The organism is Nocardioides carbamazepini, assembly GCF_024614185.1.
GTDB lineage: Bacteria > Actinomycetota > Actinomycetes > Propionibacteriales > Nocardioidaceae > Nocardioides > Nocardioides carbamazepini.
In genome coordinates this window covers 72,918-97,237 of the sequence record NZ_JAHTLF010000023.1, presented here as the reverse complement: position 1 = coordinate 97,237, position 24,320 = coordinate 72,918, and the positions used below count along the sequence as shown (strand labels likewise).

General features: G+C 73.2%; 23 protein-coding genes. 4 read left to right on the top strand and 19 right to left on the bottom strand.

Going from position 1 to position 24,320, the window contains the following annotated elements; translation table 11 throughout:
* From KVF89_RS24755 to KVF89_RS24695, 13 genes are all read right to left on the bottom strand, one after another.
* Nucleotides 1-222 (bottom strand): hypothetical protein, encoded by a 222-nt coding sequence (locus tag KVF89_RS24755; RefSeq protein WP_257429515.1) that lies wholly within the window; start codon nt 220-222, stop codon nt 1-3.
* Nucleotides 219-1,247, bottom strand: a complete 1,029-nt coding sequence (locus KVF89_RS24750) for a peptidylprolyl isomerase (protein ID WP_257429514.1) — start codon at nt 1,245-1,247, stop codon at nt 219-221. Before KVF89_RS24750 ends, KVF89_RS24755 begins: the two co-directional genes overlap by 4 nt.
* Nucleotides 1,244-3,502 (bottom strand): MMPL family transporter, encoded by a 2,259-nt coding sequence (locus tag KVF89_RS30495; protein ID WP_257429512.1) that lies wholly within the window; start codon nt 3,500-3,502, stop codon nt 1,244-1,246. Before KVF89_RS30495 ends, KVF89_RS24750 begins: the two co-directional genes overlap by 4 nt.
* Before the next feature lie 32 nt (nt 3,503-3,534).
* Nucleotides 3,535-4,824 (bottom strand): MlaD family protein, encoded by a 1,290-nt coding sequence (locus tag KVF89_RS24740; RefSeq protein WP_257429510.1) that lies wholly within the window; start codon nt 4,822-4,824, stop codon nt 3,535-3,537.
* The gene (locus KVF89_RS24735) at nt 4,821-6,041 is read right to left on the bottom strand and encodes an MlaD family protein (protein ID WP_257429507.1); all 1,221 of its coding nucleotides are present in this window, start codon (nt 6,039-6,041) and stop codon (nt 4,821-4,823) included. Before KVF89_RS24735 ends, KVF89_RS24740 begins: the two co-directional genes overlap by 4 nt.
* Nucleotides 6,038-7,333: an MlaD family protein gene (locus KVF89_RS24730; protein WP_257429506.1), complete on the bottom strand. Its 1,296-nt coding sequence runs from the start codon at nt 7,331-7,333 to the stop codon at nt 6,038-6,040. The genes KVF89_RS24735 and KVF89_RS24730 overlap by 4 nt, the downstream gene beginning before the upstream one ends.
* A gap of 5 nt (nt 7,334-7,338) precedes the next feature.
* Complete coding sequence (locus tag KVF89_RS30205) at nt 7,339-8,574, bottom strand: MlaD family protein (protein ID WP_273475579.1); 1,236 nt, start codon at nt 8,572-8,574, stop codon at nt 7,339-7,341.
* On the bottom strand, nt 8,571-9,986 hold the full coding sequence (locus tag KVF89_RS24720) for an MlaD family protein (protein ID WP_257429504.1): 1,416 nt from the start codon (nt 9,984-9,986) through the stop codon (nt 8,571-8,573). The genes KVF89_RS30205 and KVF89_RS24720 overlap by 4 nt, the downstream gene beginning before the upstream one ends.
* The gene (locus KVF89_RS24715) at nt 9,983-11,212 is read right to left on the bottom strand and encodes an MlaD family protein (RefSeq protein WP_257429503.1); all 1,230 of its coding nucleotides are present in this window, start codon (nt 11,210-11,212) and stop codon (nt 9,983-9,985) included. The genes KVF89_RS24720 and KVF89_RS24715 overlap by 4 nt, the downstream gene beginning before the upstream one ends.
* Nucleotides 11,212-12,021, bottom strand: coding sequence for an ABC transporter ATP-binding protein (locus KVF89_RS24710; RefSeq protein ID WP_257429501.1), 810 nt, complete (start codon nt 12,019-12,021; stop codon nt 11,212-11,214). Before KVF89_RS24710 ends, KVF89_RS24715 begins: the two co-directional genes overlap by 1 nt.
* 9 nt (nt 12,022-12,030) lie before the next feature.
* On the bottom strand, nt 12,031-12,888 hold the full coding sequence (locus KVF89_RS24705) for an ABC transporter permease (RefSeq protein WP_257429499.1): 858 nt from the start codon (nt 12,886-12,888) through the stop codon (nt 12,031-12,033).
* 11 nt (nt 12,889-12,899) lie between these two features.
* Entirely contained in the window at nt 12,900-13,715 is an 816-nt protein-coding gene (locus KVF89_RS24700; RefSeq protein WP_257429497.1) for an MlaE family ABC transporter permease, read from the bottom strand.
* Between the two features lie 149 nt (nt 13,716-13,864).
* The gene (locus KVF89_RS24695; RefSeq protein WP_257429495.1) at nt 13,865-15,094 is read right to left on the bottom strand and encodes a PucR family transcriptional regulator; all 1,230 of its coding nucleotides are present in this window, start codon (nt 15,092-15,094) and stop codon (nt 13,865-13,867) included.
* Nucleotides 15,095-15,261: 167 nt separating this feature from the next.
* Between KVF89_RS24695 and KVF89_RS24690 the strand changes: the two genes are divergently transcribed.
* The 4 genes from KVF89_RS24690 (at nt 15,262) to KVF89_RS24675 (ending at nt 19,403) form a co-directional block, all read left to right on the top strand.
* Nucleotides 15,262-16,851 (top strand): GMC family oxidoreductase, encoded by a 1,590-nt coding sequence (locus KVF89_RS24690; protein ID WP_257429494.1) that lies wholly within the window; start codon nt 15,262-15,264, stop codon nt 16,849-16,851.
* Nucleotides 16,852-17,038: 187 nt separating this feature from the next.
* Nucleotides 17,039-17,440, top strand: coding sequence for a hypothetical protein (locus KVF89_RS24685; RefSeq protein ID WP_257429493.1), 402 nt, complete (start codon nt 17,039-17,041; stop codon nt 17,438-17,440).
* Between the two features lie 17 nt (nt 17,441-17,457).
* Nucleotides 17,458-18,789 carry a cryptochrome/photolyase family protein gene (locus tag KVF89_RS24680; protein ID WP_257429492.1) on the top strand — a complete coding sequence of 444 codons (1,332 nt, stop codon included), beginning with the start codon at nt 17,458-17,460 and terminating at the stop codon, nt 18,787-18,789.
* On the top strand, nt 18,786-19,403 hold the full coding sequence (locus KVF89_RS24675; protein WP_257429490.1) for an alpha/beta fold hydrolase: 618 nt from the start codon (nt 18,786-18,788) through the stop codon (nt 19,401-19,403). The genes KVF89_RS24680 and KVF89_RS24675 overlap by 4 nt, the downstream gene beginning before the upstream one ends.
* Nucleotides 19,404-19,433: 30 nt before the next feature.
* On the opposite strand, the gene KVF89_RS24670 is transcribed toward KVF89_RS24675, so the two are convergent.
* Genes KVF89_RS24670 through pcaH form a run of 6 tightly spaced genes read right to left on the bottom strand, consistent with a single transcriptional unit; the run spans nt 19,434 to nt 24,268 of the window.
* Nucleotides 19,434-20,615 carry a 4-hydroxybenzoate 3-monooxygenase gene (locus tag KVF89_RS24670; RefSeq protein ID WP_257429488.1) on the bottom strand — a complete coding sequence of 394 codons (1,182 nt, stop codon included), beginning with the start codon at nt 20,613-20,615 and terminating at the stop codon, nt 19,434-19,436.
* Nucleotides 20,612-21,001: a 4-carboxymuconolactone decarboxylase gene (gene pcaC, locus KVF89_RS24665; protein ID WP_257429487.1), complete on the bottom strand. Its 390-nt coding sequence runs from the start codon at nt 20,999-21,001 to the stop codon at nt 20,612-20,614. The genes KVF89_RS24670 and pcaC overlap by 4 nt, the downstream gene beginning before the upstream one ends.
* On the bottom strand, nt 20,998-21,741 hold the full coding sequence (locus KVF89_RS24660) for an alpha/beta fold hydrolase (protein ID WP_257429486.1): 744 nt from the start codon (nt 21,739-21,741) through the stop codon (nt 20,998-21,000). Before KVF89_RS24660 ends, pcaC begins: the two co-directional genes overlap by 4 nt.
* Nucleotides 21,734-22,900, bottom strand: a complete 1,167-nt coding sequence (locus tag KVF89_RS24655) for a lyase family protein (RefSeq protein WP_257429484.1) — start codon at nt 22,898-22,900, stop codon at nt 21,734-21,736. The genes KVF89_RS24660 and KVF89_RS24655 overlap by 8 nt, the downstream gene beginning before the upstream one ends.
* On the bottom strand, nt 22,897-23,487 hold the full coding sequence (gene pcaG / locus KVF89_RS24650; protein WP_257429482.1) for a protocatechuate 3,4-dioxygenase subunit alpha: 591 nt from the start codon (nt 23,485-23,487) through the stop codon (nt 22,897-22,899). The genes KVF89_RS24655 and pcaG overlap by 4 nt, the downstream gene beginning before the upstream one ends.
* The gene (gene pcaH / locus KVF89_RS24645; RefSeq protein ID WP_257429481.1) at nt 23,480-24,268 is read right to left on the bottom strand and encodes a protocatechuate 3,4-dioxygenase subunit beta; all 789 of its coding nucleotides are present in this window, start codon (nt 24,266-24,268) and stop codon (nt 23,480-23,482) included. Before pcaH ends, pcaG begins: the two co-directional genes overlap by 8 nt.
* Nucleotides 24,269-24,320: the final 52 nt, after the last annotated feature.

Here is a 24,320-nt window from a genome sequence, read left to right as displayed (position 1 = left end):
TCAGCGGGTGGCGATCAGGAAGAACGCGGCCAGGCCGAGCACCGCGGCGACGACGTGGCAGGTGATCGCGCCGCGGCGCAGCACGGCGATCCGCTGCTCGCGCTCCTCACCCTGGATCGCGTCGACCACCAGGCTGTCGGCGTGGGTGCGACCCCAGGCGCCGAGCACCACGAGCAGGCAGGCGATCGCCAGGCAGGTCAGGGCGTCGAGCATCGAGGTCACGGCTGAGGCTCCGTCCCGGTGGCCGGCTGGTTCCAGGCCGTGACGTCATAGGGGTCGCGCGGCCGGTAGGGCTCCCGGTAGCGGATGTCGGCGGCCCTGATCCGCCCCGCGAGCCAGTCGCTCCACCTCGCCTCCGTCCGTTCCCCCGTGAGCTGCCGGCGCAGGTCGGCGCGGACGGCGGCGAAGGTGGCGGGAACGGCGGGCAGCACCTCGACCACGACACCGACGTTCCAGCCCTGACTCCCCTGGACCGGACCGTACGCCGCCCCGGCCGGCGTGCCGAAGACGGCCGCGCCGACCTCGGGCAGCAGGTCCGCCCGCGCGACGGCGCCGAGGTCGCCGCCGGCGTCGCGGGTGGCGCCGTCGATACTTGCCCGGCGAGCGACCCGCGCGGGATCCGCGCCCGCGTCGAGCCGGGTGCGGATCTCCCGCGCCGCCTGCTCGTCGGCCACCACGATGTTGCGCACCCGTCGGCGCTCCGGCGTGCCGAGCTGGTCCCGGCGCTGTTCGAACGCGGCCCTCAGCTCGGCCTTCGACACCGTGACCTCTCCCGCGATCGCGGCCAGCAGCTCGCGCAGCGCGATCTGGCGGCGTACCTCGTCGCGCACCACCCGCTCCGAGGTGTTGACGTTGCCGAGCGAGGAGACGAACGCGGTGCGGTCGCCCTGGAACCGCTGCTCGATGAAGCCGCTCAGCGTCTGGTCGACGGTCGTGTCCGACACCTCGATGCCGGCATCGTCCACGGCACGGTCGAGCACGATGCTGATCGCCATCGACTTCGCCGCCTGCCGCCGGAAGGAGGCCTGGTCGGCGCCGCCGCCGGGCTCCTCGACGCCGTAGAGGGCCCGCAACGAGTCGTTGCGGGCGTCGAGCTCGGCGACGGTCACGACCCGCTCGCCGATGGCGAACGCCGCGTCGTCGGGCAGCTCGTCGCTCCATGGTCGCCATCCCGGCGCGACGACGAGCATGCCGAGAGCGACGGCGAGCACCGCCCCGACCTGGATCCTGCGCTGGCCCCACCTCATCCGACGACCTCCAGAACTCGCTCCTGTTGCGCTGTCGCGACGACCGCGACCCTCCCGGCTCCGGGCAGCAGTGCCCGCACCAGCAGACGTGAGACGGCCAGCGAGACGGCGACGGTCAGGGCGAGCAGGATGCCGAAGTCCCGGATCACCCCGAGCTGGGACAGCGCCAGGACGACGTACCCGGTGCCCGACGCGGCCGCGGCGAGGTCGACGGCGCGCGCGAGCCGCGCGTCGCCGGTGCGCCGGGCATGGGCCAGCAGCACCGTGAACTCGCAGGCGACGGCAGCGGTCAGCGACCCGAGGCCCGCCGTCATCGGACTCAGCGTGGCCCCGGCGACCACCAGCCCGAGCGCCACCAGGCCGGACGCCGTGGCCGCCGAGAGCACGGCGACGAGGGCGACCCGCCGCTCACGCAGCACCAGCAGCAGCACCAGGCCGGCGGCGACGACACCGAGCACGGCCGCCAGCATCCGGTCCTGTCGCATGGCGTCGTGGGCCGAGACCGCGACCATCGGCAGCCCCGCGACCTCGACGTCGAGGCCCGGAGGGGCGGTCGCGGCCAGGTCGCGCAGGTAGGTCCGCAGAGTGGACAGCCGGGCGACGTCGTCGAGGTCGACGCCGTAGCTCATGATCGCCAGGTCCCGCTCCGGCGTGACCACGCTGGAGGCCAGGTACGGCGGCAGCAGCCGCACCGCCGCGGCGACCTGGTCGTCGCCGGGGGTCGCGCCGAGGAAGGCGAGCAGGTCCGGCGGCGACAGGACCGGGCTCAGGGCGTCACCGTGGTCGGTGACCAACTGCTGCCGGGCGCCGTCCATCCAGGCGAGGGACGCGGCATCGAGGACGTCGGCACCGCGGACGACGAGGAGGACCTCCCCCGAGGTGCCGACGACGCGCTGCACGTGCTGCGCGTCGTCGTATCGCTGCAGGCCGTCGGCGAGGGAGTTGAAGTCGGAGCGCAGGTCGAGCGTCGGGAACAGCACCCAGCCGGCGGTGGCCGCGGCCACGACCGCCACGACCGCCGCCGTCAGGGGCCCGCGGGCACCGGCGGCACCCCTCGGCTCCTGCACGACCCGGGCGGGTGGGGCGGTGTCGTCGCGCAGCCCGGGGAACAGCCGCTGGAGACCGAGCGAGACCAGCACGGTGACCACGAGGCCGACAGCCAGGCTGGCGCCCAGCTCCGCGACCGCGGGCACCGGGGCGACGAGCAGCGCGGCGAACCCGGCCGCCGAGGCGAGTGCCGCGGCGACCACGGTCCGGCCGCCGGCGCCGCGGTGCAGGTAGGTCATGAAGTCCGAGCCGATGCCGAGCAGCACGGGCAGGAACGCGACGGCGGTCAGCGGGAGCGGACGTCCGGCCCAGCCGGCGAGCGCGAGCACGGCGGCGGTGCCGAGCAGCGTGGCACCGAGAGGCAGCAACCGGACCCGTCGCCGGGTCCAGCCGGTCAGCAGGAACCAGGCCCCGACAGTGAGCACGGCGACGCCGCCGAGCAGCGGGATCTCGTGCCGGATCTGCTCGCCGAGGGAGGCCACGACCGCGGGCACGCCGGAGACCGTGGCCTTGCGGATCGCGTCGCCGCGACCCACTCCGCTCGCGTCGACGGCGGCCTGGACGGCACCGACGAGGCGCTCGGTCGCGCTCTGGCTCAGCGATGACCGGGGCCGGACGAGCACGACGACGGCGTCGGGACGCGGCACCAGGAAGTCCCATTGGGGGCGGGGATCACCCTCCGCGTTGAACACCACCCGGTCGATGAACGCCTGGTTGTGCAGGGTCGGCAGGCCGCCGGGCATCCCCTGCGCGAGCAGTGCGGTGTAGCGCTCGTCGAAGTCGCTGGTCGCGGCCCGCGCGGCCGCCTCGGCCTCCGCCGCGCTCGCGCCCCGCTCCCTCGCCTCGCGCTCGGCACGCGAGCGCAGTGCGTCGCGGTAGCCGCTGAGCTCGGCGAGCAGGTCCTGGGCCTGGCCGGCGATCTGGTTGAGGACGGTTCCCGGGCCGTAGACCCTGGCGACGTCCGGCAGCTGGGCGAGCTCACCCTCGAGCCGGAGCAGGTCGGGCATGCGCTCCTTGTCGAGGAGCGCACCGGGCGTCGTCGACTCGAGCAGCACGACGACCGGGTCCCCGCCGAACTCCTCGGCCGCCTCACCGGTCGCGGCGAGGGTGCGATCGCCGCGCGGCACGAAGTCATCGACGCCGGTCTCCACCCGGACCCGGCCTACCCCCACGAGGAGCAGGGCGACGAGCCCCAGGGCCACCGCCACGACGGCCAGGGTCCGGAGCCTCCGTGAGCTGATCAAGGAATCGGGTCCTCCTCGATCTTCGGGTACTTCCCGGTGAACTCGGCCGGGTTGTCGTGCTGGCCGGGGTCCGGGTACGGGTTGTACATCGTCGTGGGGCTCAGCGGTACCGCCAGGTTCGCGGAGTTGGGGGTCAGCACCGGCATCACCCGGGCGATCGGGCCGTTGCTGTCACCGCTCTTCACGAAGCCGATGAAGTTCGACCAGTACGACACGATGTCGCGGCCGTAGGGCGACATGTAGGCCAGCATCGGGTTGAGGTCGGCCAGGTTGACCTGGAGGGTCCCGAGCAGCGGGGCGGCCGCCTCCCGCAGCGGCGAGAGCCGGGTGAGGGAGGCGGGGGCCCGGTCCAGCGTGGTGTCGAGGGCGGGCAGCAGCCCCCGCAGGTCCCGGGTGGTCGCGGGAAGCTCGACGAGGGCGGCGCTGAGGTCGGGCGCGGCACCACGCAGGTTGCGGGACACGGTGGCGAGCGGCGTGGCGAGGTCCTCCAGGCTCCCACCGGCCCGCTCGGTCGACGCGAGCAGTGGCGGCAGGGCGCGCATCAGCGCCTCGACGTCCTCCTCGTGCCCGGCCGTGACCGCGGTGAGGGTCTGCGCGTCCCGGGTGAGATCGGCGATCCGTCCCTGCTGGACGTCGAGCGCGTCGAGCACCCGCGTCGAGGTCGCCAGCAGCGACGTCAGGTCCTCCGACTGCGCGGCCAGGGCGTCGAGGGCATCGGCATGGTCGCCGAGGTCGCCGAGCCCGGCGAGCAGGGCGTCGACCTGTCCCTGGGTGTCGGCCGTCGCCGCACCCCCGGACCGGATCAGTCGGGACAGGTCCTCGCGGGTCGGCTCGTCGAGGCTGGAGAGCACGTCGTTGAGCTGGACGCTGCCCCGGCCCGCCGCCTCGGGAAGGGTCGCGCCGTCGTCGTACGCCGCGCCGGTGCCGTCGACGATCTCGAGGTAGGTCTCCTCGATCATCGTCTTGTTGCGGACGGTGATCGAGGCGCCCTCGTGCAGCGGGACGGCGGCGGCGTCGAGCTCGAGGGTCACCATCGCCCGAGGTCCCTGCACGTCGATCCGCTCGATCTGGCCGACCTCGACACCGGCGATGCGCACATCGGACTGGAAGACCAGGTTGTCCACGTCCGCGAACGGGACCGTCACCTGGTAGCCGGCCCGCGAGAGGACCGGCAGCTTGCCGCCGGCCTGCAGCCACAGGAAGCTGAAGATCGTGGCGCACAGCGCGAGGAACGCCAGCACCGTCACGCCCCGGAGCTTGGGGACGACCGCGTGCGGGACTCTCATGGCAGCAGGCCTCCCAGCGTCTCGGGCGAGATCGTCAACAGGCCGCGCAGGATGCCCCGGTTGGCGTCCCGGAGGCTGGCGACGGAGTTGGTGTTGTAGACGAACGCGGAGACGTCGTCGAGGTGGGTCACGAGATCCGCGGTGAGGGGCTGCGCGTCGGCGCTGAGCGGGCGCAGGTCGCCGGCGATGCGCCGTACGTCGGGCGCGGCCGCCCGCAGGTCGCCGACCACGGGCTGGGCGTGCTCGAGGACCGGACCGGCCTTCCTCACGAAGCCGTCGAGCTCGTCGATGCTGCTGTTGAAGCTCTTCAGGGCCCCCGGCAGCTCGTCGCTGGCGGCCCGGACGTCCGCCAGGGTCGGGTCGAGCTGGTCGGCCAGCGCCGCGACGCTGCGCGTGGTGGTCCGCAGGTCCGCCGACAGCTCCGGGAGCTGGGCGAGCGTGCCGTCGAGGCCGGCCCGGCTCCCCGCCAGGGTGCTGAGGGTCTGGCCGAGCGAGGTGGCCATCCGCTGCAGCCGCGCGTCGTTGTGGCCGGCCGCCGCGGACACCTGGGCGAGGGAGTGGACCAGCTGGGCCAGGTTCTCCCGCCGGGTCTCGAGGCGCCGCAGGACCGGCTGCAGGTCCTGCATCAGCAGGTCCGCCTGCTCCAGCCCGGGCGGGAGCGTGTCCGGCGCGTTGACCAGGGCCACGTCCGACTCCGCGAACAGGCTGCTCAACGCGTCCTGCGTGTGCCTGTCGAGGTTCGCCAGCACGTCGTCGACCTGCACCGGCGACACGGTCCGACCGAGCGGGATGGTGTCGCCGTCGCCGAGGAGCGGCGCGTCGGCGGTGCCCGGGCTGATCTCGACGTACATGTCGTTGAGCGGGCTCTTGGGGCGCAGCAGGAGGCGTGCGTCCTCGTGCACCTCCTGACCGGAGTCGATCCGCAGCTCCAGACGTGCCTGCCCGTCCGGGCCGACCTCCGCCGAGCGGATGTCGCCGACCTGGACGCCGGCGATGCGGACCTCCTGGCCGTTGCCCGGGCTGACGCCCGCGGCCTCGTCGAGGACGGCGTAGACGGTGTACCTGTCCTCCCACGGCGGGTTGAACCGCTGGTGTGCCAGGAAGTAGCCCGCGACGGTGGTGCCGAGCGCGACGAGCACGCCGACGGCGATCAGGTTCTTGCCGAGGCCGGGCTCGCTGCGCGCGCGCTCCCAGAAGCGGCGCAGGCGGCGGCTCATCGTCCCGCTCCCGACGTGCCACCGGTGAGCAGCTGCTCCAGGCTGATCGGCAGTCCGGCCAACGACGCCGGCCCGACGCCGGGGAGGAAGGAGATCATCGAGCCGTTGCCGTCCATCATGTTGGCCTGGGCGAGGTTGGAGAACATGTAGGCGGTCTCCTTGTAGAGCGGGCGATCGGCGCCACCCCGGGCGTACGGGCCGGTCCCGTGCCACGGCGCCATCAGCTGACCGAGGATCGGGCCGTTGACCCGATCGAGCACGGCGCCGTTCACGTTGCGCACGGTCGCGTCGAGATCGCGGCTGATCGGCACCAGCTCCCCGACCAGCGGCCGCGCGTCCTCCAGCACCACCCGCAGATCGGCCACGACGGGCCGGGCCCGCGCCAGGACGGGGTCGGCGTCGTCGAGCACGGTGGACAGCTCCCGCACGGCCGGGCGGACCGGGTCCGCGGTGTCCTCGAGCGAGTCCAGCACCCCGTCGAGCCGGTCGAGCAGCACCGAGGTGTCGTCGAGGGTGCCCGGCATGGTGCGGGACACGGCGGCGAGGTCCCGGCGGCGGTTGGCGAGCACCGACGACGTGGTCGCCAGGTCGTCGACGAGCCGGGCCAGGCGGACGTTCTCGGAGGACAGCACCGTCGAGACGTTCTCGCCGCCCGCGACCAGGGCCGCCAGGTCCGCCTCCGGTGCGGTGCCGCGCAGGCCGCGCAGCACGGCCTCGGTCGAGACCAGCGTCTGCGGGCTGGACCTCAGCAGGCGGCGCAGTGCCGCGCGGCCACGCCGGTCGAGTGACTCGTCGAGGGCTCGGGTCCCCGTCCGCACGCCCTTGCGCGCGTCGGCGGGGAAGGCCCGGGCGACACCGTCGAGCTCGACCGGCAGCTCCGTGCGGTCGACCGGGATGACGCCGGCGAAGGCGCCCTTGCGGCCGCCGGGGAGCAGCTCCACGTAGTAGTTGCCGCCGAGCAGGGTGGCCGGCCGGATCCGGGCGGACGGCGCGCTCCCCATCGCCTCGACCACGTCGTCGTCGACCTTGACCTCGACCGTGGTGAGGTCCCCGTCCCTCTCGACCGAGCGGACGACGCCGACGTCGACGCCGGACATCTTGACGTCCGAGATCGCGGTCCGCAGGCGGTGCGCCTCACGGAACTGGATCTCGACGGTCTCGCCGGGGCGCAGGGCCGCGGACAGCTGGGCCTTCTGGAACAGCAGGGCGGCCGCGACCAGCGCCAGGGCGACGAAGATCTTGCCCAGCTGCAGTGTGGTCAGGCCGCGGCGGGCCCGGGTCGTCGTACGCATGCCGGTCACCACGTCTCTCCGGGCTCGGGGTAGGGATCACGGTCGACCAGGAGCGGCAGGCCCGCGTTCTCGGGCGCGGGGAGGAGCAGGATCCGCAGCCAGTGTCCGGCGCGGTCGCCGTGGGACAGCGATGCCGAGGCTCCCGTGTAGTAGCGGGAGATGTCGTCTGCGTAGTCGCCGAGCACGCCCGCCAGCGGTGCCGCCGTCGAGCCGGTCGTGACCAGCTGGTCGGCCAGTGGCCGGGCATCGGCGACGAGGGCGTCGAGCGCCTGGACGCCCGGCACCGCCGACCTGTTCACGCCCGGCATCTTCCGCACCGGCGTCACCCCCTCGCGCAGGAGCGCCCGCAGGTCGGGGGTCGCCCGGCCCAGGGAGACGGCTCCCGGGCGGATCTCGCGCATCGCGACCGCCAGGTCGGCGAGCGGCGCGTCGAGGGCGCGGAGCGCCGCGTCGGCGCTGTCCAGCGTGTCCGGCGCGCGGTCGAGGGAGGCCCGGACGGGGTCGCCCCCGTCGACCGCGAAGGCGTCGACGGTCACGGCCAGCTGGTCCACGAGGGCGGCCAGCTCGTCGTCGCGGGCGGCGAGCCGTCCGGTGAGCCGGTCCCCCGACGCGAGCATCCGCTCCAGCGGGGTGCCACCGCCGGTCGCCAGGGCACCGGAGACGGTGCCGGTGTCCTCGAGGATGCCCGGCGCGTCGCCGAGGAACCGATGCAGGTCCTCACCGTGGGCCGCCAGGCCGCCGCCGAGGTTCTTCAGCGTCGTGGACGCGTCCGCACGGGTCTGCTCGTCGAACACGTCGAGCAGCTCGTTGACCTCCTCGGCCTCGACGGTCTGGTCGGCCGGGATCACGCCGCCGTCACGCAGCGGGCCGGTCGAGGGGTCGCCCGGGTCGAGGGTGACGAACTTCTGGCCCAGCCCGGAGCGGTCGGAGACCCGGGCCGCGCGCGCGTCCTCGTACAGCGGGGTGTCGGGGTCGTCGAGCTTGATGACCGCGACCGCCTGCCCGTCATCGAGCTCGAGCGCGTCGACGTAGCCGACCCGGCTGCCGGCGATCCGGACGTCGTCCCCGGTGTTCAGGCCACTGAGGTCGTCGAACGCGATCCGGACCTCCTTGCGCTCGGCGAGGGGCATGCCGTGGGTGGCGTTGAGGCCGAACACCACGGCCGCGCCGAAGAGCGCGACGACGAGCGAGCCGATGCCGAGCGGACTCCGCAGCCATCGGACGAGCGGGTCCAGCGTCATGAGAGACCTCCGAGAAGCATGCCGAGCAGACCCTTCTCCTGTTCCGCGGTCAGGCCGGTGGCGCTGCCGTCGCTGCCGGGCTGGAGCAGACCGGTCAGCAGCCCGGTCAGCCCTTCGAGGACCCCGTTCACCCCGCCGACCACGCCGTTCAGCGGGCCGGCCGGGCCGGCCGGGACCTCTCCGCCCTGCTGCTTGGCTCCTCCCGGTTCGCCTCCGGCCTTGGGGCCGGCCGTCGGGTCGGTCGGGGCCGCCGGCAGCAGCCCGGTCAGCATGTCCGGATCGACCACCGCGCCGACCCGGAAGTAGTGGGACAGGCCGTCACGGCCGTTCGTGGTGAGTGCCCAGAACCGGATCCAGTCGAAGAGCTTGTCCCGGTTGCCCGTCAGCCGGTCGGCGACCTTCTCGACGCCACCGGTCGACCGGGCCAGGCCGGGCGCCGCGGCCTCCAGGTCGGCGGCGACGGGTGCGGCGGCGCGCAGCAGCTCGTCCGCCTCGTCCAGGACCGGCTGCGAGGTCGCCAGCGCGGGATCGAGTACGTCGGAGAACGCGCGCAGCTCCTTCGACAGCTGGGGCAGCTTGTCGGTGAGCGGGCGCAACTCGGCCAAGGTCGGCGCGGTGTCGTCGGCGGCGCTGCGGACGTTGCCGAGGGTCGAGCGCAGCACGGACAGGGTCCCGGGCAGCCGGTCGAGGGTCCGCTCGAGCTTCGCCTGCCGCTCGCGGACGGCCGCGAGGACCTGGTCGGAGGACGCGACGAGCTGGTCCATCGCCGCGCCGTCGCGGGTCGCCAGCGCGCCGGCCACCGGCTCGAACTGGTCGATGAGGCGGACCAGCAGCTCGTTGTGCTGGTCGAGGACGGCCGCCAGGGCTCGGGTGTCCTTCAGGCTCGGGGCCAGCACCTCGAGCGCCCGGTCGAGCTGGGCGCCATTGCCCTGCATGCCCTCGCCGAGGGTGGTCACCAGCGCCCGGAGCCCAGCGCCGGTCGGCTCGTCGACGGTGTTGAGGACCTCGTCGAGGCCGACCGAGGTGGCGGTCTGCTCGACCGGGATCACCGTGCCGTCCGGCAGCAGCGGCGCCTCCGGCGTGCCGCGGTCGAGGTCGACGTACCGCTCGCCGAGCAGGCTGACCGGGCGGATGGTGAGTCGCGCGTCCCGGTGCAGCGGTCCCGCCTCGTCCTCGAGGTCGAGCGCGACCTCGGCCACGCCCTCCTTGACCTCGAGCGACTCCACGGTGCCGACCACGACACCGTCGACCTTGACCTGGTTGCCCTCCACCAGCGGGGCAGCCGACACGAACCGGACGCGGAGCAGGTCGTCGGGATCGTCGTCGCCGGCGAAGGTGGACACCACGACGATGCCGCCCGCGATCAGGGCCGCGACCAGGCCGGCGCGGGCGACGTCCTTGACGTCCTTCATCGCATCTCGCTTCCGTTGGCGTCGGTCCAGGACTGGCCGACCGGCTCGCCGGGCTCGGGCGTCAGGTTCTGGGTGACGCCGGGGCCGGGCCTGCCGCTGGGGATGACCGCCTCGGTTCCCGTCTGGATGTGGAATCGGACGTAGTGCCCGTTGCTGTCCTTGTTGCCACCGGCCGATCCCCAGTTCGTGGCCCAGCCGACGATCTCGGGCGTGTAGGGCCGCAGGAAGTCGATCGCGGGGGTCAGGCCGAGCATGGCCGTGTCGGCGGCCGGGATGGTCGCGGTGCTGACGTCCATCAGGGCGGGAGTGATGCCGAGCAGCTCGGACAGCGCGACGAGAGTGGGCTGCAGGTCGGCCACCGTCGGGCGGAGGTCCTGCAGCAGCGGGCGCAGGTTCTTCGCCACCGGCTTCAGGCGCTTGGTCGCCGGGGCCAGGTCCTCCAGCATCGGCAGCGTCTCCTCGACCGTTCCCGGCACCCGTTCCAGGGTCCGGGTGGCGCTCGTCAGGACGGGCGGCAGCCGGTCGAGGGTGTCCCCCAGGCCGCGCTGCTGGTCGGCTACCGCGCTCGTCGCCGACGCCAGCGAGGTGACGACCTGCTCCAGGCTCTCGCTGCGCGAGCCGAGGATCCCCATCGTCTCGTCGAGCTGGCGGATGATCTGCTTGATCGCCTCGCCGTCGGTGCCGACACCGCGCAGCACGGCACCGAGCTGCTCGACCGCGGGCCCGGCTGCGGTCAGACTGTCCCTCGCCTCACCCTCGCGTCCGCTCAGGGTGCTCTCGAGCCGAGAGACCAGCGAGGCCAGGTGGGCGCGGGTCGGCTCGTCGAGGGCGGACAGCACCGCGTCCAGCTCGACCGGCTCCCGCTGGACGCCTGCGAGCAGCGCGCCGTCGGGCAGCTCGGCGTTCTTCTCGTCGCCGTCGACCACGCGGACCAGGCGCTCGCCGAGTGCGGCCTTCCAGACCACCTCGACGCTGGCGCCGTCGTGCAGGGGGCCGAACTCGTCGTCGAGCGCCAGCGAGACCAGGGCCTTGCCGTCCTCGACCTCGATGTCGGTGACGCTGCCGGCCTCGTAGCCGTCGTACATCACCGAGCTGCCGACGAACAGGTTGCCTGCGTTGGGCAGCACCGCGCGCACGGCGTACCCGTCGCCCTTCTCCAACGCCACCGCGCCGCCCCCGGCGAGGGCGACGGCGAGCACGCCGACGACGATCGCGCCCCGCTCCATCAGTCCATCCCCAGCGGGCCGACGGAGTCACCGGCGAGGAACTGCCGCACGAACGGGTCGTCCGAGTCGAAGGCGGCATCGGCCTCGCTGTAGTGGATGCACTTGCCCTTCCAGACCACGCCGACGTAGTCGCTCACCTTGCGTGCGGTCGCCATGTCGTGGGTGACCACCATGTACGTGCCCTTGTGCCGCTCGTGCATCTCGAGGATGACGTCGTTGAGGAGGCTGGTCCGGACCGGGTCCAGACCCGAGTCCGGCTCGTCGAACATGACGATGTCGGGGTCGAGGATCAGCGCCCGGGCGAAGCCGGCGCGCTTGCGCATCCCGCCGGACACCTCGCTGGGCAGCTTGGCCGCGGCACCCTCCAGGCCGACCTCCTGGAGGCGGTCCATGACCAGGTCGCGGATCTCGTGCTCCGCCATGTCGGTGTGCTTGCGCAGCGGGAAGCACACGTTGTCGAAGATGTTCATCGAGCCGAACAACGCGCCGTCCTGGAACAGGACGCCGAACCGCTTGCGGAGCTCGTAGCGCTCCTGCTTGCTGATCTTCCAGATGTCCTGGCCGAAGATCAGCACCTCGCCCTCGTCCGGCTCCAGCAGGCCGACCAGGTGCTTGATGAGCACGCTCTTGCCGGTGCCCGACGGCCCGAGGATCGTCGTGATGGCGTTGTCGACGAAGTTGAGGTTCATCCCGGTCAAGATGTCGTAGGGCCCGAAGCTCTTGTGGACGTTGCGCACCTCCATCGAGTGCTGGTCGCCGGGCAGGTCGGGACCGCGGTGGGCGGCACCCGTGGGAGCAAGGGTGGTCATGCGATTTCCTTAGTTGCCGATGGGCGCGTTGGGCGAGAGGCCCCAGAAGAGCTGGGTTCCGAGGGCGCCGATCAGGTGGATGAGCACCATGTTGAGGACCATGGATCTGGCTGTGTTCTTGCCGACCTCGACCGACCCACCGCGGACCGTGTAGCCGTAGTAGCAGGCGACGAAGACGATCGCGGTCCCCATCGCCATGCCCTTGGACATCGAGAACAGGAAGTCCATCGGGTTCTGGTAGAGCCAGAAGACGTACATGTGGCCACCGGGCGAGACGCCGCCGACGTAGTAGACCGTCACGAGGATCTCGCCGAGCGACATCATGCCCAGGCTGACGGCGTACAGGAACGGCATGGACAGCCAGGCCGCGACGATCCGGGTGCCGACGAGATAGCTGCGCGAGTCGACGCCCATCACCTCGAGCGCGTCGACCTCCTCCGCGATCCGCATCGAGCCGATCTCGGCGACCAGGCCGCAGCCGATCTTGGCGGCCAGGATGTAGCCCCACATGTAGGGCACCAGCTCACGGACCGCGCACCAGGCGTTGAAGATGCCGGAGTAGATCGGCGCGCCGACCTGCTTGAGCGTGTAGATCGCCTCGGTCCCGCACATCGTCCCCATGACGAACTGCATCGCCCAGATGATCAGTGCGCTCGAGAGCACCAGGATGCCGGCCTGGCGCACGATCTCGGACCAGTGCACCCGGACCTCGGGCAGGCTGCGCGTCACCTGCCACGAGAAGCGCAGGATCTCGCCGCCCGTGGTCAGCGCGGCCCGCACCGAGCCCATCGCGCTCGCCAGGGACAGCTCGCTGTCGCTGGGGGCGGGCGCACTCGGCCGGGCGCCGCGGTCGGGAGTGGTCGTCACGTCGCGCCGCCCTACTTGAAGACCTGGATCTCGGGGTTGAGCCCGAGCAGGATGTTGGTGAAGACGACGTTGACGACCCAGATCAGCGCGAAGGCGATCACGACCGCCTGGTTGACGGCCCGGCCGACCCCGATCGCGCCGCCCTTGGCGTACATCCCCTTGTAGCAGCACACGACGCCGATGATCAGGCCGAACAGCGTGGTCTTCACGACGCTGCCCCAGATGTCGGGCGTCGTCAGGTTGGCGAACAGGCTGTTGTAGAACGCCCACGGGTTGGCCCCGAGGAGTGGTACGGCGGCGATGAACCCGCCGAGCAGGCCGAAGCAGAGCGCGACGATGTCGAGCAGGCCGGTGATGAGGGTGCAGGCGACGATCCGCGGCAGCGCGAGCGCCCGCACCGGGTCGACGCCCAGGACCTCCATGGCGTCGATCTCGTCCCGGATCCGGCGGGCCCCGAGGTCGGCGGTGATGGCCGAGCCGACCACGCCCGCGACGACCATCGCGTTCACCCACGGGGCGAACTCACGGATGCTCGCCATGATGAAGAACGAGCCCAGTCGCTCCGGCATCCCGAACAGCGCGTAGATGTTGCCGCCCTGCAGACCCGGAGCGCCGAGGCCGAAGAAGGTGCACGAGACAGCCATCGGGATCCAGCACTGCTTGAGGATCAGGAACATCTGGTCGACGGTGTCGCGCCAGTAGTCCCACGGTCCCCGGACGGCCATCCAGGTCACGGTGCCGCCGAGCTTGGTCATCTCGCCGAGCTCGGAGACGCCGGCTGCCAGGCTGCCCGGTCTGGGCGCAGCCCTGCGTGTGGAGGTCCCCATGACATTCCCCATGAATCGTCACCGCCTGCTTCGGGTGGGAGTCCCGACAACCTTTCAGCGATGCGTGAGGAGCGTCATAGTCGTGGGCTACAAAATCCGCAGGGGTCTTTGTCGGTGGTGGGCAGGGCCCCGCCGGGAGTGGTGGATCCTCACGCGAGGCCGGACGGGCCGTAGACGTCGAGCCAGGTCAGGCTCGCCTCGAGGACGGCAGCACGGTGCGCGATCCGGCCGCCGAGCTGGTCCTCGATCCGGCCGACGCGGTAGCGGACGGTGTTGGGGTGGACGAAGAGCACCTCGGCCGTCGCGTCGACGTTCTGCCCCGAGCGGAGGTAGGCGAGCGCCGTCGCGCGCAGCGCCTCCTCACCCTTGCTGCGGCCGAGCAGCGGCCCGAGGACCCGACGGACCATGTCGCGCGCCAGCTCACCGTCACCGAGCAGGCTGACCAGCTCGACGTGCCGGTAGTCGTGGCACGGACCCGCAGCGCGCAGGCCGATCCGCTGGGCGGCGACGGCCTGCAGGTGGCTGGTGCGGAACGCGGCCGGACCGTGGCACGGGCGCCCGACCGCGAGGTGGAGCCCGAGGTCGGCCACCGTGTCGGCGACCTCGTCGAGCTCCGGGGTCGGCTCGTCGGGCGTGGCCGCCCAGCCCCACAGCTCCCGGCTGCCGGTGAGGTGCGTCAGCGGACGCGGCAGGCCGAGCTGTTGGCACAGCTGGACGGCGATGTCGAAGAAGGCGACGTCGGCCTCGTTCCCCGGGCTGGCGGACAGGACGAAGGCGGTCTGCCACAGGCCCAGCTTGTGGCCGAGGACCTGCTCGGCCGTGGCCGTCACGTCCACGCCCGAGATCAGCGACTCGATCGTCTCCGCGCGGCGGGCGTGGGCGCCCTCGGCGAGCAGCGCGCGCTCCCCGGTGTAGTGGTCGATGAGCTGCTCGATGGACTCGTCGATCCAGCGCTCGGCGCGCAGCCACAGGGTGATCAGGGTCTCGTCCCGCGGGAGCCCGGCGGGCAGTCCGTCGGCCCGGGTGCGCTCGGTGAGGTAGCGGAAGACGCTCTTGTTGGCGACCCGGTAGACCTTCAGCAGCACGTTGATGTCGAGGTGCCGGCGCGCGATCGACAGGCTCAACGCGATCGCGGCGGGCGGCAGGGTCAGGCGGAACTCGTCGGAGAGGCCGACCAGGAAGCTGCGCCAGTGGGCACGCGTGGAGGCGTGCAGGTCCTCGATGAGCGCGGGGTCGCCCGCGATCTCCGGGATGGCCGCGATGATCTCCTCGTCGACGCTGCGCACGAACTCGTCGACCTGGACCGGGTTCAGCGCCGCCTCGGCGAACTCCTGCACCCATCCGTCGATCGCCGCGATCGCCTCAGGCCGACTCGTCATATCGCCTCCTTTGGCGTCAGCTACCAACCTGCTCAGTAGAGCTCGCCCGGCGACGACCCTGCTTGGAGATTGCCACAAAAGCCCGTGCCAGGTGTGGCCTCCGTCACAAGCGGCCGACCGCGTTTCGCGCGCACGCTGGGAGTCAGGACACGAGGAGAGGGAAGCCGATGATCGAGTACGACTACGTCGTGGTGGGCAGCGGATCGGCCGGGGCCGTGCTGGCAAGCCGGCTGAGCGAGGATCCCGGCGTCTCCGTCCTGGTCCTGGAGGCGGGCGGGCGCAGCCGGCCGAGCATGAACGTCCAGATCCCGGCGGCCTTCGCCAAGCAGTTCCACACCAGGCTCGACTGGGACTACGAGTCCGAGCCGGAGCCGCACCTCGGCGGACGCCGGATCTACCAGCCCCGCGGGCGGATGCTCGGCGGCACCAGCGGCATGAACGCGATGATCTACATCCGCGGCAACCGGGCCGACTACGACGGCTGGGCCAAGGCCGGCGCCACCGGCTGGTCGTACGACGAGGTGCTGCCACTGTTCCGCCGGATGGAGACCAACAGCCGCGGCGCCGGCGAGTTCCACGGCGCAGCCGGGCCCCAGTACGTCGAGGACGCGCCCGACCCGCGCGAGGGCTCGCGGCAGCTGGTGGAGGCGATGGTCGAGGTCGGCCTCGGCCGCACCGACGACTTCAACGGCGCCCGGCAGGAGGGCGCGTCGCTCTACCAGCGGTTCACCCGCCGCGGCCGGCGCTGGACCGTGTGGGACGGCTACCTGGCGCCGTACCGCAAGCGGCCCAACCTCACCATCACCGGCAACGCCCTGGCACACCGTGTCGTGATCGAGAACGGTCGGGCCACCGGCGTGGTCGCGAAGGTCGGTGGCGCGCTGAGGACGTTCCGCGCCCGGCGGGAGGTCGTCCTGTCCGCCGGCGCCTACAACACGCCCCAGCTGCTGATGCTCTCCGGCATCGGGCCGGCCGACCACCTCGCCGAGCATGGCATCGCGACCGTCGTCGACAACCCCCACGTGGGCGCGCACCTGATGGACCACCCGATGTACCTCGTGAACTGGGACAGCAGCCACCCCGACAACCTGGCGTTCGCGGAGAAGCCGGCCCAGCTGTTCAAGTACTTCGCACAGCACAAGGGCATGCTCACCTCCAACATCGGCGAGGCCGGCGCCTTCTTCCACACCAGTGTGGCCGACGACGCGCCGTCCATGCAGATGATCGGCGCCCCGGTGTACTTCTGGGAGCACGGTGCCGCGGAGTACGACGGCCAGGCGATCGCGATCGGCCTGTCGATGGTGGGCGCCCGCTCCGAGGGCTCGGTGCGGCTCGCCTCCGCCGACCCCGAGCGCAAGGTGCGGATCCGCAACGACTACTTCGAGCACCCCGACGACATGACCTCGATGGTCGAGGGCATCGAACGGGCCCGCGAGGTGATGGCCGCGAAGGCGCTCCAGGGCTTCGCCAACCGCGAGATCCACCCCGGCCCGAGGTTCGGGACCAGCCGCACGGACCTCGAGGAGGCCGTGCGCCAAGGCGTCGAGCACACCTATCACCCCAGCTGCACGGCCCGGATGGGCACCGAGAGCGGTGCGACCGGGGGCGTGCTCGACGCCAGCCTGCGGGTGCACGGTGTCGCCGGGCTGCGGGTCGCCGACGCGTCGGCGATGCCGAAGGTCACCCACGGCAACACCCACGCCCCGACCATGCTGATCGGCGAGAAGGCCGCCGACCTCCTCACGAGCGGAGCCTGAGATGCCGGACCGGACCGCCGAGACGATCCCGCGGCGGGCCGACGAGAGCGCGGCGGCCACCCGCACCGGCGCTCCGGGCCCGGTCGGCTGACGGGCGGCCCGTTGTCGGCGACGACCAAAGAGCACGGGAGTCCTTGTGCGCGGGCGTGATACCGACGCCCGGCCGGCGCGACCTAGCGTGGACCGCATGCCTCCCACCCCCGCGACGACCGTCCGGACCGGACCGACCGGACCCACCGGGCGGATCGACGTGCCGGGGGCGGTCCGGGGGGCGTCGACCGGGTTCAGCGTGCTGATCCTGGGCGGCCTGGTCGCGCCGTTCCTCACGCTCGCCTCGACAGCGGCCGCCGCCGGGTGGCTGGCCGCGGTCGCGGTCGTCGCCTTCGCGGTCGCGGCCCGGCACAGCAGGCTCGCCGGCAGTCCCGGCCTGCACGGCGCGGTGGCGGCGCTGATCGCCTACGCGCTCGTACTGCCGCTCATCCTGCCGTTCGAGCAGGGCCGGGAGCCGCTGCAGATCGCCCTGACCGTGCTGACCGCACTGGTGGTCGGCTGGCTCGCCGGCACCGTGTTCGCCCGCCGCGCCCACTGACCTGCCAGCATGGCGGGGTGAGACCGAGCATCCTGTGGTTCCGGCGGGACCTGCGGCTCGGCGACCACCCGGCCCTCGTGGCCGCCGCCGCGGAGGGGCCGGTGCTCCCGCTGTTCGTCCTCGACGACGCGTTGCTGGCGCCGGCGGGCGCGGTCCGTCGCGCGTTCCTGCTCCGCACGCTGCGTGCGCTCGACGCCGACCTGCGCCGTCACGGTCCCGGTCTCGTGGTCCGCAGCGGCCGCCCGGAGTCGGTCGTGCCGCGGCTGGCCGCCGAGCTCGGCGCGACCGGCGTCCACGTCAGCGCCGACTTCGCGCCGTACGGCGCGGCCCGGGACGAGCGGGTCTCGGCCGCCCTGGGCGAGGTCCCGCTGGTGCGGACCGGGTCGCCGTACGCCGTCGCCCCGGGGCGGGTGCTGACGGGAGACGGCGGTCCCTACCGGGTGTTCACGCCCTTCCACAAGGCGTGGGTCGCGCACGGCTGGCGCGCGCCGGCGGACTCCGACCCCGCGGCCGTCGACTGGGTCGGCGCGCCCTCCGAGGACCTTCCGGACGAGCCGGACCTGTCGGGCGTCGATCTCCCGGAGGCGGGCGAGGAGGCCGCCCTCGCGCGCTGGGAGGCATGGCGCGGGACGCCGTACGACGACGTGCGCGACCGCCCCGACCTCGACGACACCTCGCGACTCTCACCCGACCTGCGGTGGGGGACGATCCACCCGCGCACCGTCCTGGCCGACCTGGACGTCACCGGCGCACGCGACCCGCACTCCCGTCACCACTCGGTCTTCCGCAAGGAGCTGGCCTGGCGCGAGTTCTACGCGCACGTGCTGCACCACTGGCCGGCGACGGCGCGGGACTACTTCCGCCCCGAGCTGCGCGACCTGCCCTACGTCACGGGTGCCGAGCTGCGCCGCCGGCTGGACGCGTGGACGCAGGGCCGCACCGGCTACCCGATCGTCGACGCGGGCATGCGCCAGCTGCTCGCCGAGGGCTGGATGCACAACCGGGTGCGGATGATCGTCGCGTCCTTCCTGGTCAAGGACCTGCACGTCGAATGGCAGCACGGCGCGCGCCACTTCATGGCCCATCTGGTCGACGGCGACGTCGCGAGCAACCAGCACAACTGGCAGTGGGTCGCCGGCTGCGGGACCGACGCGGCGCCGTACTTCCGGATCTTCAACCCGACCACCCAGGCGAGGAGGTTCGACCCGGACGGCGCGTACGCGCGGCGCTGGGTGCCCGAGCTCGCCGACCCCGCACTCGGCGACTACCCGGAGCCGATCGTCGACCACGCCCAGCAGCGCGCGGCGACGCTGGAGGCCTACCAGCTGCTCAGGAGGCACGGGCGATGAATCCGTCGTTCACCGACAGCTGGGTCCCTCCGCAGGCACGGGCGATCACCCTCGTGCTGCACGGCGGTGCCGAGCACGGCACCGACCCGGTCGACGGGCGCAGTCTGTCCTGGCGCCGCGGCCGCGCGCTGGCCCGGCAGATCGCCGCCGCGGTGACCGGCGACGATGTCGGCGTCCTGCTGCTGCGCTACCGGGTGAAGGGCTGGAACGCCGGTGCCGAGCGGGATCCCGCGCCTGTCGTCGACGCCCGCTGGGCCCTCGACGAGATCGCCCGCACCCACGATCTCCCCGTCGCGGTCCTGGGGCACTCGATGGGCGCCCGCACGGGCGTCGCCGTCGCCGACCACGCGTCGGTGCGCGGCGTCGTCGCCCTCGCCCCGTGGCTGCCGCCGGACGAGCCGGTCGCGCCGCTCGCGGGCAAGATGCTGCGCGCCGCGCACGGCCGGCTGGACCGGATCACCTCGCCCCGCGCGACCCGGGCCTACGTCGCCCGCGCCGCCGACGTCGCCGACGCCGAGTTCACCGACATGGGCGCGGTCGGGCACTACCTGCTGCGGCGGGTGCCGCTGTGGAACGCGTACGCCGCGGCGGGGATCCGCGAGGTGCTGGCCTGAGGCTGCGGCCGCTCAGCCACGGATCGAGGCTCAGGACGGCCAGCCGGTGTAGCCCTCCGCGAGGTAGGTCGACCCGGCGGCCGAGGACACGACCGAGGTCAGCTCACCGACCTGGCGTCGTACGTCGAAGTCGCTGGCGTCGGGCAGGCGGTGCAGCATCGTGGTCATCCAGTAGGAGAAGTGCTGGGCCTTCCAGACCCGCCGCAGCGCCCGCTCGGCGTACCGGTCGAGTGCCACCTCCTCCCCTCGGAGGTGGAGCTCGAGCTCTTCGGCGAGCACCCGGACGTCGGCCAGCGCCAGGTTGAGGCCCTTGGCGCCGGTCGGCGGGACGGTGTGGGCGGCGTCGCCGGCGAGGACGAGGTTGCCGTGGCGCATCGGCTCCTGCACGAAGCTGCGGAACGGCAGCACGGTCTTGGAGATGATCGACCCTTCCTTCAGCACGTAGCCGTTGGCGCCGACCCGGGCCTGCAGCTCCGCCCAGATCCGGTCGTCGGACCAGTCCGCGACGTCCTCGGTCGGGTCGCACTGGAAGTACATCCGCTGCAGCGTGTCGGTGCGCTGGCTGATCAGCGCGAAGCCCCGCTCGGAGTGGCTGTAGATCAGCTCCTCGCTGCTCGGCGGTGCCTCGCAGAGGATGCCGAACCAGGCGAAGGGGTACTCCCGGAAGAACTGCCGCCGCGTCGCGTCGGGGAACTCGTGGCGGCAGATGCTGCGCGAGCCGTCGGAGCCGACGAGGATCCGCGCCGCGACCTCGTGGCGTACGCCGGCCGCGTCGGTGAACCTCATCAGCGGCCGATCCGCGGTGAGGTCGGCGACCGACACCTCGCTCACCCCGAACCGGACGTCGCCGCCGTCGCGCGCGCGGGCGTCGGCGAGGTCGATGAAGACGTCGGTCTGGGGATAGAGCTGGACCGTGGCGCCGACCAGGGTCTCGAGGTCGACCCGGTGGCCGCCACCGCCGAAGGCGAGGTCGATCCCGGCGTGGCGGTAGCCGTCGCGCAGGACGCGGTCGGAGACGCCCGACTCGGTGAGCAGCCGGACGCTGTCCTGCTCCAGGATCCCGGCTCGGTGGGTGTTCTCGATCTCCCCGCGGGCGCGGACATCGATCGCGACCGAGGCGATCCCGGCCCGCTGCAGCAGGTGCGCCAGCATCAGCCCGGCCGGTCCGGCGCCGACGATGGCGACGTCGGTGGTGGTGGTAATGCGGTTCATCGCTCCTCATCGGGCACGGCCAGCGCCTGCTGGGCCACGGCGAACGCGTGGTTCGCGGCGGGGACGCCGCAGTAGATCCCGGCCTGCAGGATCACCTCCGCGATCTCGTCCTCGCTCAGCCCGTTGGTGCGGGCGGCGCGGACGTGCATCGCGAGCTCCTCCCAGTGCCCGAGCGCGATCAGCGCGGTGAGCACCGCGACGGAGCGGGTGCGCCGGTCCAGGCCGGGACGGGTCCAGACGCTCCCCCAGGCGTAGCGGGTGATCAGCTCCTGGAAGTCCTGCGTGAACGGTGTCTTCGCGGCCTCGGCCCGGTCGACGTGCGCGTCGCCGAGCACCTCTCGCCGGACCCTCATGCCGTCGTCGTAGGGGTCGGGTCGATCGGTCATGGCAGGTCCTCGATGAAGTCGGCGATCAGGGTCGCGGTGGCGCCCGGGTCCTCGGCGGGCGGCAGATGCGCGACGCCGCCGAGCGCGACGTCCACCTGGTCCGGCGTGACGACGACGTCGAGCGCGCCGCCGGCGACCAGCAGCGGGATGCCGACGGAGACGAGGCGGTCGCGGACGTCGTACCCGGCGAGGGCCTCGCACGCGAGGGCATAGGACTCGTCGTCGACGTCCTGCAGTGCGAGCAGCAGCCTGCTGCCGGTCGCGGGCTCACGGTCGAGGAAGCCGGGCGCGAACCACCGGGCCGCGGAGCCCTCGACCATCGCGGAGGTGCCGGCCCTGCGGACGTACGCCGCGCGCTCGTGCCAGCCCTCCGGCGTACCGATCCTCGGGGCGGCGGCGAGGGTGACGACCGCGCCGAAGGGACCGGGGTCGAGGGCGAGCGTGAGGCCCACCGCGCCGCCGAGGGAGACGCCGGCGTAGGCGAGCGGGCGCCCGGCAGCGAGCGAACCGGCGCGGTCGCGCACGGCAGCAGCGAGGTCCTCCACGGTGAAAGCGGTCGTCGTGGGCACACCGACGCCGTGTCCGGGGAGGTCCCAGCCGACGACCTGCCAGGTCGCGGGCAGCAGGGCGGCGCAGGCCTGCCAGAGGTCGGCGACGCCGGTGCCGAGCGACGGGCCGACGACGAGGACGCGGTCCGCGCTCTCGTCGCCGGACAGCTGCGTGAAGGTCAGCTCAACCACGGGCGTCCTCCCAGCGGGCGATCGCGAGGTCGACGAACCGGCCGGCCTCACCGACGTGGCCGCGGACGTCCAGGGCGGCCGCTGCGCTCGCGGCGTCGAGCCGCGCGGCCATCGCCGCGGTGTCGACCTGCAGGCCCGCGGCCAGCTCGGCGGCCTGGCTGCCGGCGGTGACCGCGAGCTCGAGGAGCCGCGCCAGGACGGGCCATTCGGCGTGCCAGGCTCCGTCCGGGCGCTCGTCGACGGCTCCGGCCGCCGCGACGTGCAGCTGCGCGGCGAGGCCGGGCGCCTGGAGCGCGGCGGCGCGGACGAGGACGGACAGGACCGGGTTCTGCTTGTGCGGCATCGTCGAGGAGCCGCCCCGACCGGCGACGGCGCCCTCGCGGACCTCGGCGATCTCCGGCCGGCCGAGCAGCAGCACGTCGGCGGCCACGACCCCGAGCGCGTCGGTGGCCGCGGTGAGCGCGTCGCCGATCGCGGTGACCGCGCCGCGGCGGGTGTGCCACGGCAGGCCGGTGTCGGCCAGGCCGAGCGCCGCCGCGAACGCCGGAGCCGCCGCGGTGGCGCTCGGCCCGGCGAGCTCGGCCAGCAGTGCGCGGGTGCCCGCCGCGCCGCCGTATTGGACCGGGAACGCGAGTCCGTCGAGCCGGGCGACCGCGTCGGTCACACCGGCCAGCCACTGCGCGGCACGCAGCCCGAAGGTGGTCGGCACCGCCCACTGGGTGAGGGTCCGCGCGACGGCGACGTCATCGCGGTGCGCGCGGGCCAGGCCGGCGAGGGCGTCGCCCGCGGACGCGAGGTCGAACCGCAGCCGGACGACAGCGTCGCGGGCGAGGAGGACCAGCGCGGTGTCGAGGACGTCCTGGCTGGTGAGGCCACGGTGCACGGCGTCCGCCGCGTCCCGGGAGGCGGCGCGCAGCAGCGCGACCAGTGGTACGACGGGGTTGCCGGCCGCCTCCGCCGCGACAGCGAGCGCGGCCGGATCGACCTCGAGACCGGCCGCCGCCTCGGCCACCTGCGCGGCCTCGGCATCCGTGGCCGCGCCGGCGGCGACGAGCACCCGTGCCCACGCCACCTCCACGCGCAGCAGCGCGGCCAGGACCGCGGCGTCGTCGGAGACGCCGGCCGCCCGGTGCGCGCCGGGACGGAGCAGGCCGCTCACCGCCCACACCTCGGGAAGGCGTGCCGCGGATAGCGCAGGAAGACCGTCTCGCGCTCGCCCTGCAGGTGGATGTCGAAGCGGAGGTCACCCGGCCCCGCCCCGGTCCCCGCTCCCGGGCGCGTGTCGCGCAGGACCCGCAGGGTCGCGGCATCGTCGGCCGGCAGCCCGGCGAGGAAGGCGTCGGACTCCCCCGGCAGGTAGGCCCGGGTGAACAGCCGGTCGAGCAGGCCGCGCGCGAACACGGTGACCGCGAAGAACGCCGCTCCCCCGTCGGCACCGCCCGGCGTCACGGTCGTGAACGCGTAGCGCCCGGCGGCGTCGGTGGCCGCCCGGCCCCAGCCGGTGAACCGGCCGTCGCGGCGCAGCGAGCCCTCGACCCGCGGCACGCGGCCGGCCGGGTCGGCCTGCCGGAGCTCGACCAGCGCGTCGGGGACCGGCGCCCCGCTGCCGTCGTACACGGTGCCGTGCAGGCGGACCGCGCCCGCCGAGCCCGGCGGCACCAGGAGACTGTCGCCGGGGTACGGGAGGGCGTCGTGGAAGAAGGGCCCGATGGTCTGGCCGGGCGTCGGCGCGAGGGTCTCACTCATGCTCGGCACGCTCCAGCGGGGTCGCGTGGGTGCCGGTCAGCACGATGTCCCAGCGGTAGCCGGTCGCCCACTCGTGGGTGGTCAGGTCGTGGTCGTAGCTCGCGACGAGACGCTCGCGCGCGGGCCGGTCGGTGATCGACTGGTAGATCGGGTCGAGCGCGAAGAGCGGGTCGCCCGGGAAGTACATCTGGGTGATCAGCCGCTGGGTGAACTCGGTGCCGAACAGCGAGAAGTGGATGTGCGCGGGCCGCCAGGCGTTGACGTGGTTGCGCCACGGGTACGGGCCGGGCTTGATCGTGGTGAACCGGTAGGTCCCGTCGCCGTCGGTCAGGCACCGCCCGACCCCGGTGAAGTTCGGGTCGATCGGCGCGGGGTGCTGGTCGCGCTTGTGGATGTAGCGACCGCCCGCGTTGGCCTGCCAGATCTCGACCAGCTGGTGGCGCACCGGACGGCCGTCGCCGTCGAGGACCCGGCCGGTCAGCAGCATCCGCTCGCCGATCGGCTCACCGCCGTGCTGGATCGTGAGGTCCGCCTCGACCGGGTCGATGTCGGAGTGACCGAAGACCGGCGCCACCAGCTCGATCCCCTCGGGATCGGCGTGGCGCGGGTCCTTGGTGGGGTGGCGCAGCGCCGAGCTGCGGTACGGCGGGAAGTCGATCCGCGGCTGCGCGGCGCCCGGTGCCGTGGCGGCGTGCGCCGCGGTGATCTCGGCGGTGATCCGCTCCTGGGAGTCGGGCGCCGGCGGGGCGGCCGCGCTGGTGGCGGCAGTGGTCGTGGGCACGCCCCCACGCTAGGTGCGACGGCCGGTCGTCGGCGATAGAGTCCTTCCACTC